Consider the following 17,857-nt stretch of genomic DNA (forward strand, 5'->3'; position numbering starts at 1 on the left):
TAAACGGCCTAAAACGCCAGACGCCGCGCAGGAGAGCTTGCTTCTCCGTGCACGGCGCCGAACTTGCCGATGCCTGCAAACCGGCAGGCTTGTTCCGAATCTAGAGCCGTCCCAAATACCGGTCCGTCTCCCACGCATGAACGACTGCGGCATATTCATCCGCTTCCTGCTGTTTCAGGCTGATATACATCTCGAATGCGGCGGGTCCAAGCGTCTCCCGGATAAGCTCGTCGCTGCGCATCTCGTCCAGCGCCTCGTGCAAGTCGCGCGGGTAGCGGCCGATCCGGGCTTTGTCGCGCTCCTCGGCGCTCATCCGGTGAATATTGCCTGCCGCCTCCTCCGGCGGCTCGAGCCGGGAAGCGACGCCTTCCAGTCCGGCTCTCAGCATAACCGCGAAGACGAGATACGGATTGGCAGCCGGGTCCGGCGTCCGCAGTTCGACCCGCGTCCCGCTCCCGCGTGCGGACGGAATCCGGACGAGCGCCGTTCGGTTGCTCGACGACCAGGCGATATGGGTCGGCGCTTCGTAGCCGGGAAGCAGCCGCTTGTAGGAGTTCACGATCGGGTTGGAGATCGCGGCCATCCCTTTGGCATGCTTCAGCAGACCTCCGATATAATAACGCGCCGTATCGCTCAATCCGTCCGGACTGCCGTTGTCGAAGAAGACGTTGACTCCGTCCAGCGACTGCAGCGACTGGTTGCAGTGCATCGCATTGCCGTTTTGCCCGGCGAACGGCTTCGGCATAAAGGACGCGTGCTGGCCGTTGCGGTGGGCGACATGCTTGACGATCTGACGGAACGTCATCCACCGGTCGGCAGCCGCGAGCGCTTCCCCGTATTTGAAGTCGATCTCGTGTTGGCCGTGGGCAACTTCGTGATGGACCGCCTCCAGCATAAAGCCTTGCCGCTTCATCTCCGAGGCGATCTCCATCCGGGTCCGCTCTCCGCGGTCGGCCGGGCCCCCGTCGAAGTAGCCCACCTCGTCATGCGCCTTCCGGATCGGCTCTCCGAGCTCGTTCGTCTCGAATAGGAAAAACTCTCCCTCCAGGCCGACATTCAGCCTGCAGCCGAGCCGCGCGGCTTCCTTCAGCGCCCGCTTCAGGATCGAGCGCGAACAGCATTCGGCCGTCTCTCCGCCGGGCCGGAGCACATCGCAGTACACGTACGCGACACGGCCCCGCTCGGCCTCGAACGCATCGACTCTCAGCGTGGACAAGTCCGGCATCAGCCTCAGCTCGGACTGCTCGACACGGGCAAAGCCCTTCACCGACGAGCCGTCAAACATCGTCTTGCCCGCCATAATCGTCTCGAACTCATCCATATGGGCGTAAACGGTTTTGACAGAGCCGAGCAGATCGGTAAACTGCAGCCCGATAAACTCGATTTTCCGGCTGATCAGCTTTTCCCGGATCTGTTCGTTCCCGCTAAGCGCGGCCGGCGCGCCCGCCGCGCTCATGAGCGTACCTTCTCTCTGCCGCCGCTGGGCATATCGGGAAGCCTAGTCGCCGATACGACGGCGCTCGTTTGTTTTGCCGGTTGAACCGTGCGCTTCTTACTTCCGGATAAATTGTCAAACCAGGACGCATCCGCCGGACCGCCGAGCATCGGGTGCTCGCCGTATCTCTCGTCCTGCGACTGGTGATCGTTCAAATTCGTCTTGCCGCCCTCGATCGCGTTTATCCGGAATACGAATTGTTCCGTGACCGCTTTCAGGCGCCCTCTCTCTTTTTCAGGGATTTGCGTAAGCTTGTCGATGTCGGTTACGTACCTCGGCTGTGCCATGCGCATTCCTCCTTACCGAATTGATGTCGGCGTCTATGACGACATGGTATCCAGTTTACCGTAATCGGCCGGGGAGGGGAAACGGGCACAGCTTCGAGAATCGGGCGTTATCCGGGCTGACCGGGGCTCAGGGGAGGTTACCCCGGAGAAATAGAAAAATACGCCAATATCCTTCCGCATCCTATGGAAAATGGTTGGAAGGAGAACGGCTTCGTATTTGGATTGTATACGCTTACAATAAGGAGTGAAATTCCAAATCCCGAACGGCATAAAAGTCTCTGACCCCCTCTATTTTCAGCCTTTTCGGGAAACTGAAGAAAATAAAGGCGGTTTACACCCCTTATTTCAACCAGCTGATGCGATGTGTACCCTTTTCGCGAAATTTAGCAGCTCCAAACCGCCCGTATTTTCTCATTCAAGCGGGTTTTGGAGAAAATAGGAGGTACAAACCGCTCTCATTTGGTTTCCCCTTGCTCATAAGCGGGCACACAGGGTCAAGCTGCATCGATGACGGCCTGCGGCACTTGTGCGCATCTTAGCATAACGAACAGGCACAACGCCGGCGGTGGCTCCGCCGGACCCTTGTGCCTGTTGACCGTACCGCAGACGCTCGAATTACCGGTTTAACAAACTGCCGACGTAACGCAGCATTTCATTGGCGCATACCGGGCAGTAACCGTGCTCGTCGATGAGCCGCTTCGTTACCTCGTTTATTTTTTTCAGCTGATTCTCGTCCGGCGTTTTGGTCGATGTCGTAATTTTGACGATATCTTTCAAATCGGCGAACAGCTTTTTCTCGATCGCTTCGCGCAGCCGCTCGTGGCTGTTATAATCGAACCGCTTGCCCTTACGTGAGTACGTCGACATCCGGATCAGGATTTCTTCGCGGAACGCTTTTTTGGCGTTCTCGGATATGCCGATCTGCTCCTCGATCGAGCGCATCAGCCGCTCATCGGGGTCCATCTCCTCGCCGGTCAGCGGATCACGGATTTTTTGCCAGTTGCAGTACGCTTCGACGTTGTCGAGGTAGTTGTCGAACAGCGTCTTGGCCGACTCCTCGTACGAGTAGACGAACGCCTTCTGGATTTCCTTCTTCGCCAGCTCGTCGTACTCCTTGCGCGCGACCCCTATGTAATTCAGAAACCGCTCGCGTTCCTCCTTCGTAATCGACGGATGCTGATCGAGCCCGTCCTTGATCGCCCGCAGCACGTCGAGCGCATTCATGCATTTCAGATCGTGACGGATGAGCGCGCTTGAGATCCGGTTGATGATGTAGCGCGGATCGATACCCGACATGCCTTCCTCGGCGAACTCGCTTTGCATTTCCTTCAGATCGGCTTCCTTCAGCCCTTCGATCGATTCCCCGTCGTACATCTTCATCTTTTTAATCAGATCGACGCCTTGCTTTTTCGTTTCCTTGAGCCGGGTCAGTATCGTGAAGATAGCGGACGTCCGGAGCGTATGCGGGGCGATATGAATATGCTTCATGTCGCTCTGGCCGATCAGCTTGCGGTAAATTTTCTCCTCCTCGGATACTTTCAGGTTGTAAGGGACGGGCATGACGATAATACGCGACTGGAGCGCTTCGTTTTTCTTATTCGAAATAAACGATTTGTACTCCGATTCGTTCGTATGGGCGACGATCAATTCATCCGCCGAGATGAGCGCGAACCGGCCCGCCTTGAAATTGCCCTCCTGAGTTAGCGATAGCAGGTTCCACAAAAACTTCTCGTCACACTTGAGCATTTCCTGGAATTCCATCAGACCGCGGTTCGCCTTGTTCAGCTCTCCGTCGAACCGGTAAGCGCGCGGGTCCGACTCGGAGCCGAACTCCGTAATCGTGGAGAAGTCGATGCTGCCGGTCAGGTCGGCGATATCCTGCGACTTCGGGTCGGACGGGCTAAAGGTGCCGATCCCGGTCCTATCCTCCTCGGACAGCAGCACCCGTTCGACGAGCACGTCTTCGATCCGCCCATCGTATTCCGTCTTCAGCCGCATCTGGCACGCGGGACACAAACTGCCCTCGATCCGCACGCCGAGGGCCCTCTCGACCTCGGGACGAAGCTCCAGCGGGACGAGATGCAGCGGCTCCTCGTGCATCGGGCAGCCTTTGATGCCGTACAGCGCACCTTCCTCCGAACGCGAGTAGCGCTCCAACCCGCGCTTGAGCATCGTTACGATCGTGGATTTTCCGCCGCTGACCGGGCCCATCAGCAGCAAGATCCGCTTGCGCACATCGAGACGCCTTGCCGCCGAATGGAAATATTCCTCGACCAGCTTCTCCAGCGTCCGGTCCAGACCGAACATTTCGTTCTCGAAAAATTGGTACCTCCTTTGACCGTTGTCTTCCGTGATGCCGTGCCATGCGATCATATCGTACACACGCGCATGCGCGGTCTTGGCTACGCTCGGATTGTCCTTAACGATTTCGACATATTCGGCAAACGTACCGGTCCAGGACGATTTCTCCTGCTCTTGTCGGTGTTCTGTTATCCGTTTGAAAATATCCATGGTAACCTCCTTTCATCTGCACGCGTCAAGACGGTTCACCCTTCCGAATGTTAACTCGCACGCTCCAGCTTCCATGCTTGGGCTATTTGATTTTGCAGCGTATTAAATACGTATGCGCCTGCCCGGCATTAATTGCCCGAAAATTTTACTTCCGGACCGGTTCCGCCCCTTGAAAATCAATGAAAACGGCTGGATACAAGTTCCTGCGACGTACGTATATGCTATAATGTAACTACTGAAAACAAGGAGACCTGTACACGTGCCGATCCGAAGCGAAACCGAACTGTACGAACCGGTCAAACGCTACATGGAGGCGCTTGGCTACGAAGTGCGCGGCGAAGTGCACCACTGCGATCTGGTCGCGCTGCGCGGCGACGAACCTCCGGTCATCGTGGAGCTGAAGAAGACGTTCAACATTCCGCTGCTCATTCAGGGGATCGACAGGCTGCAGCAGTCCGACCACGTATATGTCGCCGTCGAAATGCCCGAGTCCGGGAAAGCCCCCCACGGCGCGTCCTGGTCCGATCTGTCCCGTCTGTGCCGCCGTCTCGGCCTGGGCCTGATTACGGTACGGTTTTATAAAACCCGCAAGCCTGCCGTTAACGTCGTATGCGATCCGGAGCCATACATGCCGCGGAAAAGCAAGGTGAAGGCGTCCCGGCTCGTACACGAATTCCGCGAACGCAGCGGAGATTACAACGTCGGCGGCAGCACGAAGCGCAAGCTGATGACCGCCTACCGGGAGAAGGCGCTCGCCTGCGCACAAGCGCTGCAGCTGCATGGCGACCTGACGCCCAAGCGGCTGCGGGAATTAACCGGGAACCCGAAAGTGGCGCTTCTTTTACAAAAAAATTATTACCGCTGGTTCCAGCGGACCGGGCGCGGCATCTACCGCCTCACGCCTCTCGGCGAGCAGGCGCTGCAGCAGTACAGTCATGTCCTGCACAAAGCCGTTCCTTCCGAGTAACGGGAGACCGCCTGCAGGACCGGACTGCCGGACATGCGTCAGTGCGCGGTCGCGGGATCAAGCATGGAATCCTGCATCCGAAGATACGATGTAACAGAATAGATGAACCGGATTGATTATCGCTGCGGGGGTTGGGATGAATGGTTGGTCATGTGGTTTCGAGAACAAGGCTTTTGCGGCAAAAAACCGCGCCGCTGTGGGTAGCCGCGGCTCTGCTGTGCGCGGGCTGCGCGGGAGCGGAGCGGGACATCCTGACGATATCGCAGGACCGCACGCATGAGGGACTGAGCTCCTCCGAATCGCTGCCGCCGCTTGCCCCGTCCGCGCCGGCTCCGGCAGATCATACGCCGGCCATCTCCGAAAGCGCCGGCCCGGCTGGCACGCTGCCCGGACATGGAAGCGATTCCATAAAATCACAGAGAGACGGTTCCGTTGACCCGAATGGTTCAGCAGCAGCCGCGACCTCATCCCCGGCTGCGGCAGGCAGCATCTCCCTAGCCGGAGACGCCTCTGCGGCGACCGCCGGCCCGGGCGCGCAGAACGGCGGAACGCCGCCTGCTGCGGCTGATAAGCCGGCCGTGAAGAAGAAGTTTTCCATTCCGGTGCTGAACTATCACAGCATCGATGTGAATCCGGACAACAATGCCGTTCTCGATCCGAAGAAGCTCGATGAACAGATGGCCCACCTTGCGAACGAAGGTTACAAGACGCTGACGCTCCGGGAATTTATCGACATCTGGGACGGCAAACGGGAAGCCCCGGACAAGGCCGTCTTGCTTACGTTCGACGACGGCTACACCGACAACTATACCAACGCGATGCCTATATTAAAGAAATACGACTTCCGCGCCACGATATTCGTCTCCGTCGGCATGACCGGCCAGGACGGCTACTTCGCGGACTGGGATCAGATCCGCGCGATGCGTGACGCTGGATGGGACATCCAGCCCCACGGCGCGACCCACCCGTACTTGAACAAGCTGAGCGCGGAGGAACAGGAGCTGGAGATTGCCGAATCGATCAAGCAGCTCAAGGAGCATACGGGAGTCGATACGCTCGCCTTTTGTTATCCGTACGGGAATCGCAATGCGACTACGCTGAAGCTGCTGGAGAAGCACGGCGTCCGCTTCGCCTTCACGATCGATCAGGGGCGCACCGAACCGTCGCAGTCTCCGCTTGAACTTAAACGGATTTTCATCGGAGGCAAGGAAAGTATGGCGACGTTTTTGAAAAAGCTGAAGTGACGGCATTCTGGCCGTTTACTGCAACCAATAGAACGCACCGACGCCACAGCCTCAACGCTGCGGCGTTTTTTGCACCGCTTTCCTCCTGATTGGGTCCCGCATCCGTGGTTACAGCAACCTAACCTGCTATTTTAGCGTCTAATACCTGTGTCAAAGATTTACATTCGAATCAGAGGTGACATCATGGACCAATCGCTCTTGAAGCAGCTCACCCGCTGGCACAAGCACAGCGAGCACCAGAAAATCGTCAGCGCGTTAGTGGAGATTCCTGAAACGGAACGCGACTACGACGCCGTCTGCCTTCTCGCCCGGGCGTTCAACAATCTGGATCGTTACGAAGAAGCCGTCCAGCAGCTGCTGATCGTCGAGGGGCAGGGCAGGCAAGACCCGCTGTGGCATTTCCGCCTCGGCTACGCTTACTATTATCTGAAACGCTACGACGAAGCCGTTCACGCGTTTGGGGATGCGGACAAGCTCGATCCCGGAGATCCCGATACGTTAAACTTTTTGACTTCGAGCCGTCAGGAAGCCGGGAAGCAGCACAGTCAAGTTACCCGAAGCAAGCGAGTGAAACCGGACAACGCAAGCGGCACCGGAACACCCGTAGACGGGGACTTCTTCGGCCAGATCGATTTCACCCGGTTCTGGGACGATTCGGACTATGCACGAAAGGAATACGTGTCGGAACCGCCGACAGACGAGCTGATCGCTTCCATCGAAGAGGAGCTGGGCTATAAGCTGCCCGCCTCTTATATCGCCATGATGAAAATACATAACGGCGGAATTCCCGTCCATACGTGTTTCCCTACCGACGATGCCACCTCTTGGGCCGAGGATCATATCTCCATATCCGGAATTATGGCAATCGGACGGGAGAAAGCCTATTCGTTGTGCGGAGAGTTCGGCAGTCCTTTTATGATTGAGGAATGGGGCTATCCCGACATCGGCGTCGTTATTTGCGACTGTCCGTCCGCCGGACATGATGTGGTCATGCTGGATTACCGCGAATGCGGCAGGGACGGGGAACCGGCCGTCGTTCATGTCGACCAGGAAGCGGACTACAACATTACGTTCCTGGCCCCTAATTTCGCCGCTTTCATCCAAGGATTGGTCCATGAGGACGTGTACGATACGTCCGAAGAGGACAAGCAGGAGGATTTCCGGAAAGTCGCTGCCGGCAAATTCTCGCCCCTGCTTGCGGAGTTATGCGCCAAGGTGGACGAAGTGGAGCGGATCGAACACGTCATCCGTACGATCTGCACCCAAATCGTAGAGGAGAAAGGGGTTTTCGCGCTGCATGCGGACGAACGCTCGATGCTGATGTACGATCTGCAGTTTTGGCTGTATACGAAATCGTATCCGCAAACAACCCGCGACCGGTATCTGGGCGTCTATGAACAGATGATCGCTTTCGGCGGCAAGTTCAGCACTGGAGGGTATGCCCCCGGTTTTATTACCGATTGGCTGGATAACCGCTTGCAGCAAGGGCTGATTGTGGAGAACGACGGCACATTGCAGCTAACAGCGGCGGCGACGGATGATTTGATCGACCGGCTGAAAGCTGTTGATATTCCGGGATCGCCCGAACAGGACGAGGAGTCGTTTGAAACAGTTGCCGATCAGATCCGGCCGTTCGTGCTGGTCCAACATGACGGCGGCAATGTGTCCATGATTTTGAACGTCGGTGAGTACAAAGCCGAGCTATTCGAGTTGAGGGCGGACGAGGGGTTTGAAGGTAACGGCTACGTCTGGGGTTCGCTTGCGGCCGTTTTCCTGGAGGAGAAGATGCCGGAGCTAACCGGCGTTATCCGGTTTGACCCGGAAGCGAGTATGTTCTGTGCCTACTCCAGCGAGAGAGAAGCGATGTACCGTTTCGCTACCGGGTTTAAGCAAGCGTGCGAAGACGATGCGCTGATCCGGGACTTGTTTGCCCGGGCCGAACTGGATTAATCCCTATCAGAGTCCCGGCAGGAGAAAGGACCTCGAACCGCTCGGTTTAGAGGTCCTTCGTTTCCCTCTCGCTCCAGCTCCGCTCATCCAGCTCCAGCGGCAAAAAAGCGTACACCCCGTCCCTTACGATCTCGCCTTGGCGGACGGGAATCCGGTAGCGGAAAATCGGACCGCCCAAAACGGTCGTATGAAACTCCCCGCCTTCTCCACAAGGGTCGATGCCGCGGGCCTCCAGCTCTCGGATGTACCCGATCGTCAAAATTCGCCCCAGATCGTCTTCCGTCATGCCGAGCGATGTATTTACCGTTACGACGATCGTGATGAACCCGAGACGAATGAACTCTTCGACGGCTTCCCGGTGGTTCATCTCCCAAAGCGGCATCCCCAGCTGTAAGCCGGCGTTGCGGGTAACCCGGTCATGCCAGCAATCTTGAACAGGCACATCCAAATCTCCCGTGACCAACACTTCGGCTCCCTGATGCTTCGCTTCGGCCAGCAATTCCATAAAAACGCGCTCGTAATCCGTCCAACTGGCGGCCCCGGTCCATACCGGCAAGCCGATCGACTCGGCCTGGGCCCGGATTAGACCGGGAGGCATGCCGTGGGATCTGGAACGTTTGCCCTCCTCCTCCAGCATGACGATGAGACCTACTGCATCTCCTGCGTTCATAGCTTTATACAAAGCCAGCGTGCTATCCTTCCCTCCGCTGAAAGAAGCGATGAATTTACGCCCGTTCGCGCCGTTTTTCCAATCTTCGGCTTCCGTCATCCCCTCGTCTCCTTTCTCCTGCCAGGCATCCTTTCCGAATAAGCCGGTTATGGAGGGAAACCGTCACTCGTAGTCGTCCACTTCATTCATGAACCAGGAGATGTGTGTGCATCGATCGCATACGAGGATCGTCGCATTGCGATTCGCCCAGTCCAATCCGAAAAAAGTCGCTCCCCGGGAGTTCAACTGGCGGTAATCCTTCTGAAACGTATCGTTTTGGCAGCACGGGCAAACAATTTTGGCGTTTCCTGCAGCGTATCTCATATACTTCACTCCTTCTTCGTTATTTCTTTATGTTACGGCTTCATCCCGGGCCGGTTCCATATTTGGCGCCCATCCTTCTCCACGAGCGCAAAAAAACCTCCTTCCGCTTCAACCTGCGGTATAGGAGGTTTAGGAAGTGTCTGGGCGCAGGGTGCCGCTGTTCCCCGCAGCGGACGTTCTGCACTGGGTAGGACCTTTTCACACATCCTGATTAATCCTTCACCCTTACAAGCTTCGTAATCCGGCCGTCGATGATCCATTCCGCCACATAAAGGTTCCCTCTCGAATCGATGCATACGCCGTGCGGGGAACTGAACTTGTCCGGACGGTAATACGACTTCTCCAGGTTCGGCCAGTCCTTCCGCTTATAGGCCTGCTGGTCCTCGCCCAGATGCGTGATCAGCCGGTCGTTTTTGTCAAAGAGGGTGACGCGGCTGTGCAAATCCGGAAACGCCATCATTTCCCGAGAAGTAGAAGCTGCAAGGGTAGTCCATGTCGTTATCGAACATTCTAATGAATTCGCCGTCAGGCGTAAACACCAGGACCCGGTTATTGCCGCGGACGGGTTCATACCGAAACGTTCCCGATCCCATCCCCATCTTTAGTTCCTCCTGTCCCAGTCCCTATGATAAACAAGCGGATTAATCGGGCTTGCCGCAACGTCGCCCGGCTTCAGTCCCGGGAACACCTGCGGCAATTCGTTTTGCCGGGCCGCGCTGTCAGGATCGGCTATACGGACGCCGTCGGCCATATAGATGACCGTCATGACTTCTCTCATGCGATCTGTCGGATTCCCGGGGGCGCAGTGCGCCGTCCATCCCGAATGAAAGGTGGCGTCGCCTGCGGCGAGCGCTCCGTAATTCACCTGCTCGTACCCTTTGGCCGTGACGAATTGCTGCAGCGTCTTGTGGGACTCGTCCGAGATGACCTGCCGGGTGATAAAACCTTCCTTGTGCGTTCCGGAAGCGAACGTCATCGAGCCTACTTCCTCCGGAATGTCGACCAGCGGCATCCACATCGTAACGGTATGCTCGGTGTCCAAAGGCCAGTAGATCTGGTCCTGGTGCCACGGCGTATGCCCGCCGCCGGGCTCCTTGTACAGCGCCTGATCGTGATAGATCCGCACCCCTTCCACCCCCATCAAATCGGCGGCGATTTTGGCGAACCGGCGCGCCAGCACGAACTTCTCCACCGCCTGGCTATGGCGCCACAAGTTGCCGACCTGAATAAACGCTTTTCCATACGTATCGCGGTCGTTCAAGTCTTTCTTGTGCGGGTTCAACTTGCAGACAAGCCCGCCGATCTCGCTGCGGTACACCGCAACTTCCTCCGGCTTCGCTACCGCCCGGAGCACGATATGGCCTTGCTCGAGATACGACTGGCGCAACGCTTCATCGACAGGATAATCTCCGCCAAGATCGGGAAAAGGAGCGGGATTAGACTTGGAATCCATAAACAATCCGCCTTTCGGATGAATGGTGTCGAACCTCTTCATCATAAAACACGCGGCTTTCGGCCTGAATGTCTATTCGCTTTATCCTATTTGTCAAAAAGGACTGTCATGACGGAAAAAGATTTGGTAAGCTTCGGTTAGAAAGCGCGGACAGGGCCTGTCCGATTCGAGGAGGATGCAGCTCATGCAGCTGAGTGAATGGATAGCTAAAGCTCCGATCGTTCCTTATATCCGGCAGGCCGATTTCGCTATCCGCAAACCTTGGTTCGTCCCGGAACGCAAGCTTTTGGATTACTTGCTGATTTATGTGCAGGAAGGAACGTTTATCGCGACCGTCAACGGGCTGGAATACCGGTTCGAAGCAGGGGACGTTTGTCTGATCCAGCCGGACTGGGCGTTGACGCTGGAGGGCGTTACCGATACGATCACTCCTTTTGTCCATATGGATATATTCTACAACCCGCTGCGCGAGCAAAGCTTCACGACCCGTCCCGGCCAATCCGACCTGGACGAATACCGGCATCTGATCCAGCCCCGTCTGAACGATCTGCAAGGGATCGAGATTCCGGTCCGGTTCACCCCAAGTCAGCCTGTGCAGTTCCGCGAGAAGATGCTCCGGCTCGTCCAGCTCTGTCAGCATATGGACCCTCTGACCCGGCTGGAAGCGCAAAATGCGGCGTCCGAACTCGTGCTGATGATGCTGAAGGATCATCTGAAGGAGCAGGTTCAGCCTGCAGATTCAAAACAGATGATGAACTGGATCACCTCGTACATGTCGTTCCGGTTATCCGAGCCGCTTACGGTGAGCGAGATGGCGCGCCGGGCGAACTTGTCTCCCTCGCGGTTTACCGTTGTGTTTCGCGAACACTTCGGCATGTCCCCTTATCAGTATTTGCTGCATCTGCGGGTCCGGCACGCCGAGGAACTGCTCGCCACCACGACGCTAAGCCATCAGGAAATTGCCGACTACTGCGGCTTCTCCGACCTGTATCACTTCTCCAAATCGTTCAAGCGCTGCACCGGACAGCCTCCCTCCCATTACCGGAAAACGTCGCATATACATTAATGATCGCCCCTCCGGCCGGAAGGGCGATCTTGTTGCACCTGCTGAATTTTAGGCCTACTGCCCGCTTGCTTCCTCCTGAACGGGAACCTCGGCGGCGCTCAGCTTCTCGCACAGGTCGTGGCAGTTTACTACTTTTTCCTGCAGCATCCGGGCGGTGTAATAATAATGGTTGCTCGCTTCATAACCGATCCGCGAGTCGCGTCTCATCAAGTCGTACAACTGCCGGGTAATGCCGATCTCCCGTTCGGCCAGCTCTTTCATCCGCTGCCGGGAGCTTGCAGCAGCAGTCGGGTCATCCGCCCCGGCAAGCCGCTCCCGCTCCAGAACAAAAGCGATCTGGTGGTACGTGCTGCGGAAATGGTAATAAGCTCCCAGCGCATTATGCAGCAAATTCGTGTAAGCGTCCTGCTTGTGAGAATCCGTGAGCTGACGGCCCGCCTCGATCAACTGGCTGAGCCCTTGCTTCCAGCCTTCGGTCAATAAACGGAACTGCTCCTCGAACGTCTCCGGCGGGTAGATCGCCCGCCACCGGTGCACATCGTCGTATGGAAAACCTACCATCGTCGCGTTGTAGCCGGTCGGCGTCAGATGCAGCAAATTCCCGGGACCGTAGTTCATCGGAGCGGTGTACACGACCGAGACATGGAACGGAAAATGGCGGAACGCTTCGCTGAAAGCGGTCGTCGCCCTCGCTATATCGCTGCCGGTCTCCTCGCCAAATTTGCCTCTCAACCAGCGGAGCCGAGCGGGCTCAGCCTCCGAAGCGTCTTGCCGCTCCTCGTCTGTCCCGGTCGTCCAATAGTGTCTGGACGCCATCTCCAGAGTCGGGGACGGATACCCGCCAAGCGTCCAGCTCAGCATCAGTCCGCTGACTCCCTCCTCGTTCAAGTTGCCGATATGTTCGTTAACCAGGTCGAATACCGGCAGGAACGGGACGGCCGAGCATTCCCAGGTGTTATTGAACTGCACCTTGGCGTACGCCTGCAATCCGTGCCGGCGCGCAGCCTTCCAGACGTTCCGCGACTTGTCGCCCGGACCGACTTGCGAGATCGAGTAGTCTACGACTTGGCCTGGAACCCCGCCCACTTTCGTCGGCTTCTCGTCTTCGCTTACGCTCATGACGCTGACCCCTTTCGGCAGCAGCGAGATGCAGCGCTCCAGATCGAATCCGTTCGACTCGCGCCAGCCCCACGTCCAGCACACGATCCGGGCATCCGGCTTGGCGCTGTGTGCGCCCTCGGCGATCAGACGGTTCACCTCGGCCACCACTTCAGCAGGCGAACGCTCCGAGCAGCGCGGGCAAGTCAGCTTCGACCGGCCGGACACAGAGTAACAGTTGGTCATATTTTCCGACATCGTGATGGTGAACAGCCCCGCCAGCTGCGGAACCGACCGGAACAACGCCGCTGTCCCTTCCTTCAGATACCGCTGAACTTCCGGATGCGACGTGCACATCGAAGCGTGAGTGCCGATCGTATGCCCCTTCCAGTCCGGTCTCGCCTCGAAAAATTCCAGAGGCATGGAGCGCGGCTCGTTAAAGTACAAATAAATTCCGATCCCATAATCGGCTGCCCGTGCCGCCAGCCTGCGCAGCCCTTCCACCCGGCGTTCCCAGCCTGTCGACATCTCGGGCGCTTCGGCGAAAGGTACTAGCTGGTACAGCACGCATTGCAGCCAAACCGCATTTACCCCGGTCTCCGACAAACTTTCGAGCAAGTGTTCGGGATACGGATCAAGCTCGGGATCGAGCAGCGGATCTCCATACACGGCAAAATAAGAATACAGCAGCCGGAAATCGTAACGGGTCGACCGGTTCGTCACGCCCCTGGCCACGAAAGGTCCTCCCTGTTCGTTCATCCCCGACGCGATACACTGCAAACCGCGCAGCAGCCCGTTCTCATCTACTGCCTCTACGGTAACGCGGTTGCCTTCTGCGGCGATACGATGACTTTCGCGCAGCTTGCCGGCGTCCGGTGCGAGCTTCAGCTGTACAACGCTCGAGTTCGGACCGACCGGCTTGCCGCCGTCCGCCACCCGGAGCCGTAACCCCCAATCACGTTCGAGTTTACTCGCAAACCGCTCAGCGAATGTCCGGACACGGCCGGAAGCGTTTTCCGGCAAAACGATGGAAGTGCTGCCGTCCAGCGCCACCCTGTCTTCGCCGTCTGCCGGAACGGTTCCCCCGCCGGTGCTGGACGCTTCACGCTTCCGCTGAGACGCTCCGGCATAACGGAAACCGTCAAGGAAGGCAAACGGCTTCTCCGGCGCCGAGGCAAGCCCGATCCCCCATTCATTCGGCGCGGCCGTACCGTCCTCTGGGAAATAACGGGTTATCGTTGCGCGAAGCAGCTCCGTCTTCTCCCGCTCCTCGTCGGTTAGCGGACGGTAATAGACCGGCTCGATGGCCGGCTTCAGGCTGCCCATCTTGATCCATAGGAAATCGTCCTCTTTGAGCGCGAACGCCATCTGCTCTTCCGTCCAATCCAGCAAAACAAGCAGCTGCTCGTAAGGCAGCAGATGCCAGTTGGCGCGCAGTATCGTAATGTAGCCGCGCGATAGCCAAAGTGGATCGGCTGCTTCGGGAACGGGCAATCCGAGTCCTTGCGCAATCTCCTCCAATTCGGTGACGGTAGCCCGAAGCGTAAAAGCCAGCTTATCCTCGGCAATAAGTCCCCAGTTGCGCCAAACGACGGCTTGCATTCGTGTAGGAAAATGGGGAAACGACAGCGGTGTCCGCTGATCGGTTTCCGCAAACAGTTCGAGTTTCATTCGATCTGCTCCTTTCATAATAGGCCCATTTTATAATGTTATGTTATTTATATGCTATATTATATATAATAGTTTTACCAGTAATTGTTGTCAACGACACTTTTCTTCTATAGCTATCCTGTTATCCAACTACAATTATTCACAGTCGGGAAACAAGGGGGGTGATAACGCTGAAGCCCAAAAACGCCAGTGCGCGAAGCACTGACGTTAACAGGTAATCCGATCCCGGCTTGCATCGGCGACGGCAAAGACGGCAAATCCTGCGATGTTCGCGGGAACCCTTTCTCCCGCTCTCTGCGACTTGGAGCACAGTCGGGAAAAGAAAAGCTTCCTGCAGCCAGCCCCGCTACTTCCGCCCGGCAGTTGAAACCGGCAGCTCCACCCCTTTGCCCATACGGCTGAGCGCCTTGTGCATCCAGATCGCCGCCTGGCTTCCTTCGCCCATCGCTATGGCCACCTGTTCCGAATGTACGCCGATGTCTCCGGCCGCCCATACGTTCGGCACCGTCGTCATCTTCGTTCGGGCATCGGTCATAATATGGCCGTTCTCGTGCCGCTCCGCCCCTAACTTCTCGGCCAGTCCGGAACGAACCTCATTTCCCCCGAAGGCGATAAACCCGCGTTCTGCCCATATATCGCCCCCGTCGCGAAGTGTAATGCCGCCGAATACTCCGTCATCCTTCTCCAGCACTGCGACGATCCTCTCCGGGATCACCGCAATCCCCGCCTCCTTCAGCTGATTTGCCAGCTCCTGCTTGATCGGCTTGCGCTCATGGTTCACGTATAGCAAATCGCCGGTCCACCCGGACAAAGTGATCGCCATCGCCGCACCGGTATCTCCCGAGCCCATGACGATCGTCTTGCGGTTGCGCACCTCATGAGCGTCGCAATCGGGGCAGACATACACCGTTTTGCCCAGACACGGCACCAGTCCCGGCAGATCGGGAAACCGGTCGACGATACCGGTTGCAAGCAGTACGGTTCTCGCTTTATAGGTCCTCTCCGCCCCCGCCAGCTCCAGCCATTCCTCCTGACGTACCGCATCCGTAATTTCATCCTTGACGAAACGCACCCCGGTGCTTTCCGCCTGAACTCTCCCCAGCCGCCTCAGCTCGCTGCCCGACACGCCGTCCGGCCACCCGAGCAGATTGTGATAGCTGCGGCACAACGTCGAGCGCCCGTCGCCCTTATCGACCACGAGCGCCGCGTGCCCGTAACGGCCGATCTGAATAGCCGCCTGCAGACCGGCGATCCCTCCGCCGACAATCAGGCAGTCGTATACCGTCATTGCGTTCCCTCCGCTCCGATTCGTTCCTCGTATAGTGTGTCCAGCGAAGGACGGATCATGCCCGACGGACCTACTGCGGTTCCTATTGTCGAATTTGTGTGATAAAATGACTTCGCCGTCTAATCCTAACAACACGAGCGACAAAATTTGTAAAGGACGGAACAGCACCATGAAAGCACTCATTGCCTCCCCCGACAAACTTCTGAGAAATATGATCCGGATAAGCGTCAACTGGCCGGAAGCCGGAATCGGTTCCGTACGGGAAGCGGAAGACGAGCTTTCCGCCCTGGACCTGATGGGCCAGGATCGCCCCGAGCTGCTGCTGCTCGACTGGAGCATTGCGGGCACAGATGGGCCTGAGCTGCTCGGCCGCCTGCAAGCCTCCGCGCCTTTCAGCAAAATCATCGTTTTGACCGATTTCAACGATACGCACCGGCTCCGTCAAGCTATCAAATGGGGCGTGAGCGATCTGCTGCTAAAGCCGCCCGAGCCGTATCAACTGCAGGATGCGGTGCTGGCCGCCGCCGACCAATGGAGCCGCGACGAACAGATTCGCGAAAAAGAACGAACCCGGTCGCTTGAGGTCGACCGGCTCAAGCCGCTATATTTGGATAAGCTGCTGTCGGATCTTTTATCGGATTCCGTCGGATTCGGACTAATCCGCGAACAACTGGAGCGGGAGCTTCCGTCGCTGCAGAACGCCGAAGCGTGCCGGGTCGCGATTCTCAGTCTGGACACGATCAGCCGCAGCGTCCGCGCCAAATATGCGCTGCATCCGGATCTGCTCTTCTTCTCGCTGCTGGATATATGCAATGCATATTTGATTCCGGACGATATCGGCATAGCGTTCCGGCCGCGGAACAGTGACAAGGAAATCGTTCTGCTGCTGTGGGACAACCTGGAGCATGCGGTTATCCTTCTATCGCGCATCCTGCAGTCCATCTCCAGGACGATACAGACCCGGAGCGACTTCGGTCTCGGCGATGCGGTATCGCATCCTCACAGGCTGCATCAGTCGTACAACCAGGCATCCCAAGCGCTGCGCCGCCGCAATCTGCTCGACGAAGGCGGCTGGATTCATAAGTATGACGGCGACGAACGGCCCTATCCGAACAAAGTGCATTTTGCCGACTTCGAGGAAGATATCCGCCTCGCCCTTCGCAGCGGTGAAACCGACAAAATCCGCGCTTCCATTGATGCCTTTCTTCAGGAGGTCGGACAGCTCGAGCGGATTACGGTGGATCAGGTCGAATTATGGCGGCATGAATACAACGTCATCAAGGAACGGTGGATTCGTTATTTTTTCCACGACGGACTGCCCCCGGAGCTGAAGCTGCCTTCGGAAAGCTCCACCTTCCTGGTCCCGCTGGACGAGCAGGGCAAGCTGTCGATCGAGCTGTGGCGCAGCGAACTGACGGAAAGCTTGCTCCGTCTGGCAGGGCGGCTGAAGAAGCGGAGAAATAAAGGCGGCGGAACGATGCCTCAGATCGAAGCTTATCTGATCCGGCATTACGATCGGCAGTTGACGCTTCAGGATGTGGCGGACCGGTTTTATTTAAGCCGCGAATATATTTCTAGAAAATTTAAGCAACATTTCGGCGAGAATCTCGTCGAATACTTATGTCGAATCCGAATGGACAAAGCCCGTGCGCTGCTGGCCAACCCGCAGCTGAAAATAACCGAAATCGCCCGGATGGTCGGGTATCCGGATGAGAAATATTTCAGCAAAGTGTTCAAAAAGCAGACCGGAATGTCCCCGAACGCATTCCGCAAAATGTCGAAACTGAGGTGATC

The 17,857-nt window shown here is 57.2% G+C and carries 13 protein-coding genes and 2 pseudogenes; 6 read left to right on the top strand and 9 right to left on the bottom strand.

Going from position 1 to position 17,857, the window contains the following annotated elements; all coding sequences use genetic code 11:
* Positions 1–100: 100 nt before the first annotated feature.
* From glnA to AC3Y2E_RS02645, 3 genes are all read right to left on the bottom strand, one after another.
* The gene (gene glnA / locus AC3Y2E_RS02635; RefSeq protein WP_379206847.1) at positions 101–1,456 is read right to left on the bottom strand and encodes a type I glutamate--ammonia ligase; all 1,356 of its coding nucleotides are present in this window, start codon (positions 1,454–1,456) and stop codon (positions 101–103) included.
* Positions 1,453–1,782 (bottom strand): hypothetical protein, encoded by a 330-nt coding sequence (locus AC3Y2E_RS02640; protein WP_379206849.1) that lies wholly within the window; start codon positions 1,780–1,782, stop codon positions 1,453–1,455. The genes glnA and AC3Y2E_RS02640 overlap by 4 nt, the downstream gene beginning before the upstream one ends.
* 615 nt (positions 1,783–2,397) lie before the next feature.
* Positions 2,398–4,293, bottom strand: a complete 1,896-nt coding sequence (locus AC3Y2E_RS02645; RefSeq protein WP_379206852.1) for a PrkA family serine protein kinase — start codon at positions 4,291–4,293, stop codon at positions 2,398–2,400.
* Positions 4,294–4,552: 259 nt separating this feature from the next.
* Here AC3Y2E_RS02645 and AC3Y2E_RS02650 point away from each other — a divergent pair, with 259 nt between their 5' ends.
* From AC3Y2E_RS02650 to AC3Y2E_RS02665, 4 genes and pseudogenes are all read left to right on the top strand, one after another.
* Entirely contained in the window at positions 4,553–5,260 is a 708-nt protein-coding gene (locus AC3Y2E_RS02650; RefSeq protein WP_379206854.1) for a DUF2161 domain-containing phosphodiesterase, read from the top strand.
* Between the two features lie 140 nt (positions 5,261–5,400).
* On the top strand, positions 5,401–6,504 hold the full coding sequence (locus AC3Y2E_RS02655; protein ID WP_379206857.1) for a polysaccharide deacetylase family protein: 1,104 nt from the start codon (positions 5,401–5,403) through the stop codon (positions 6,502–6,504).
* 183 nt (positions 6,505–6,687) lie between these two features.
* A pseudogene (locus AC3Y2E_RS02660) lies at positions 6,688–8,064 on the top strand (SMI1/KNR4 family protein); the annotation flags it as partial.
* Between the two features lie 84 nt (positions 8,065–8,148).
* A pseudogene (locus tag AC3Y2E_RS02665) lies at positions 8,149–8,454 on the top strand (Imm51 family immunity protein); the annotation flags it as partial.
* A 46-nt stretch (positions 8,455–8,500) separates the two neighbouring features.
* On the opposite strand, the gene AC3Y2E_RS02670 reads toward AC3Y2E_RS02665, so the two are convergent.
* The 4 genes from AC3Y2E_RS02670 to AC3Y2E_RS02685 all read right to left on the bottom strand — a co-directional run bounded on the left by AC3Y2E_RS02670 (position 8,501) and on the right by AC3Y2E_RS02685 (position 10,940).
* Positions 8,501–9,223 carry a Dph6-related ATP pyrophosphatase gene (locus AC3Y2E_RS02670; RefSeq protein WP_379206859.1) on the bottom strand — a complete coding sequence of 241 codons (723 nt, stop codon included), beginning with the start codon at positions 9,221–9,223 and terminating at the stop codon, positions 8,501–8,503.
* A gap of 63 nt (positions 9,224–9,286) precedes the next feature.
* Complete coding sequence (locus tag AC3Y2E_RS02675; protein WP_190931575.1) at positions 9,287–9,487, bottom strand: hypothetical protein; 201 nt, start codon at positions 9,485–9,487, stop codon at positions 9,287–9,289.
* A gap of 211 nt (positions 9,488–9,698) precedes the next feature.
* Positions 9,699–9,947, bottom strand: a complete 249-nt coding sequence (locus AC3Y2E_RS02680; RefSeq protein ID WP_379206862.1) for a hypothetical protein — start codon at positions 9,945–9,947, stop codon at positions 9,699–9,701.
* Between the two features lie 141 nt (positions 9,948–10,088).
* The gene (locus AC3Y2E_RS02685; RefSeq protein ID WP_379206864.1) at positions 10,089–10,940 is read right to left on the bottom strand and encodes a phytanoyl-CoA dioxygenase family protein; all 852 of its coding nucleotides are present in this window, start codon (positions 10,938–10,940) and stop codon (positions 10,089–10,091) included.
* 184 nt (positions 10,941–11,124) lie between these two features.
* Here AC3Y2E_RS02685 and AC3Y2E_RS02690 point away from each other — a divergent pair, with 184 nt between their 5' ends.
* On the top strand, positions 11,125–12,006 hold the full coding sequence (locus AC3Y2E_RS02690) for an AraC family transcriptional regulator (RefSeq protein ID WP_379206866.1): 882 nt from the start codon (positions 11,125–11,127) through the stop codon (positions 12,004–12,006).
* Between the two features lie 54 nt (positions 12,007–12,060).
* Here the strand turns inward: AC3Y2E_RS02690 and AC3Y2E_RS02695 are convergent, their stop codons facing one another.
* Complete coding sequence (locus AC3Y2E_RS02695) at positions 12,061–14,775, bottom strand: beta-N-acetylhexosaminidase family protein (RefSeq protein ID WP_379206869.1); 2,715 nt, start codon at positions 14,773–14,775, stop codon at positions 12,061–12,063.
* Positions 14,776–15,121: 346 nt separating this feature from the next.
* Positions 15,122–16,063: an NAD(P)/FAD-dependent oxidoreductase gene (locus AC3Y2E_RS02700; protein ID WP_379206871.1), complete on the bottom strand. Its 942-nt coding sequence runs from the start codon at positions 16,061–16,063 to the stop codon at positions 15,122–15,124.
* Positions 16,064–16,232: 169 nt separating this feature from the next.
* On the opposite strand from AC3Y2E_RS02700, the gene AC3Y2E_RS02705 reads away from it, so the two are divergent.
* A complete protein-coding gene (locus AC3Y2E_RS02705; protein WP_379206874.1) occupies positions 16,233–17,855 on the top strand; it encodes a response regulator transcription factor in 1,623 nt (540 codons plus the stop codon).
* Positions 17,856–17,857: the final 2 nt, after the last annotated feature.

This window comes from Paenibacillus sp. MAH-35, from assembly GCF_058135425.1.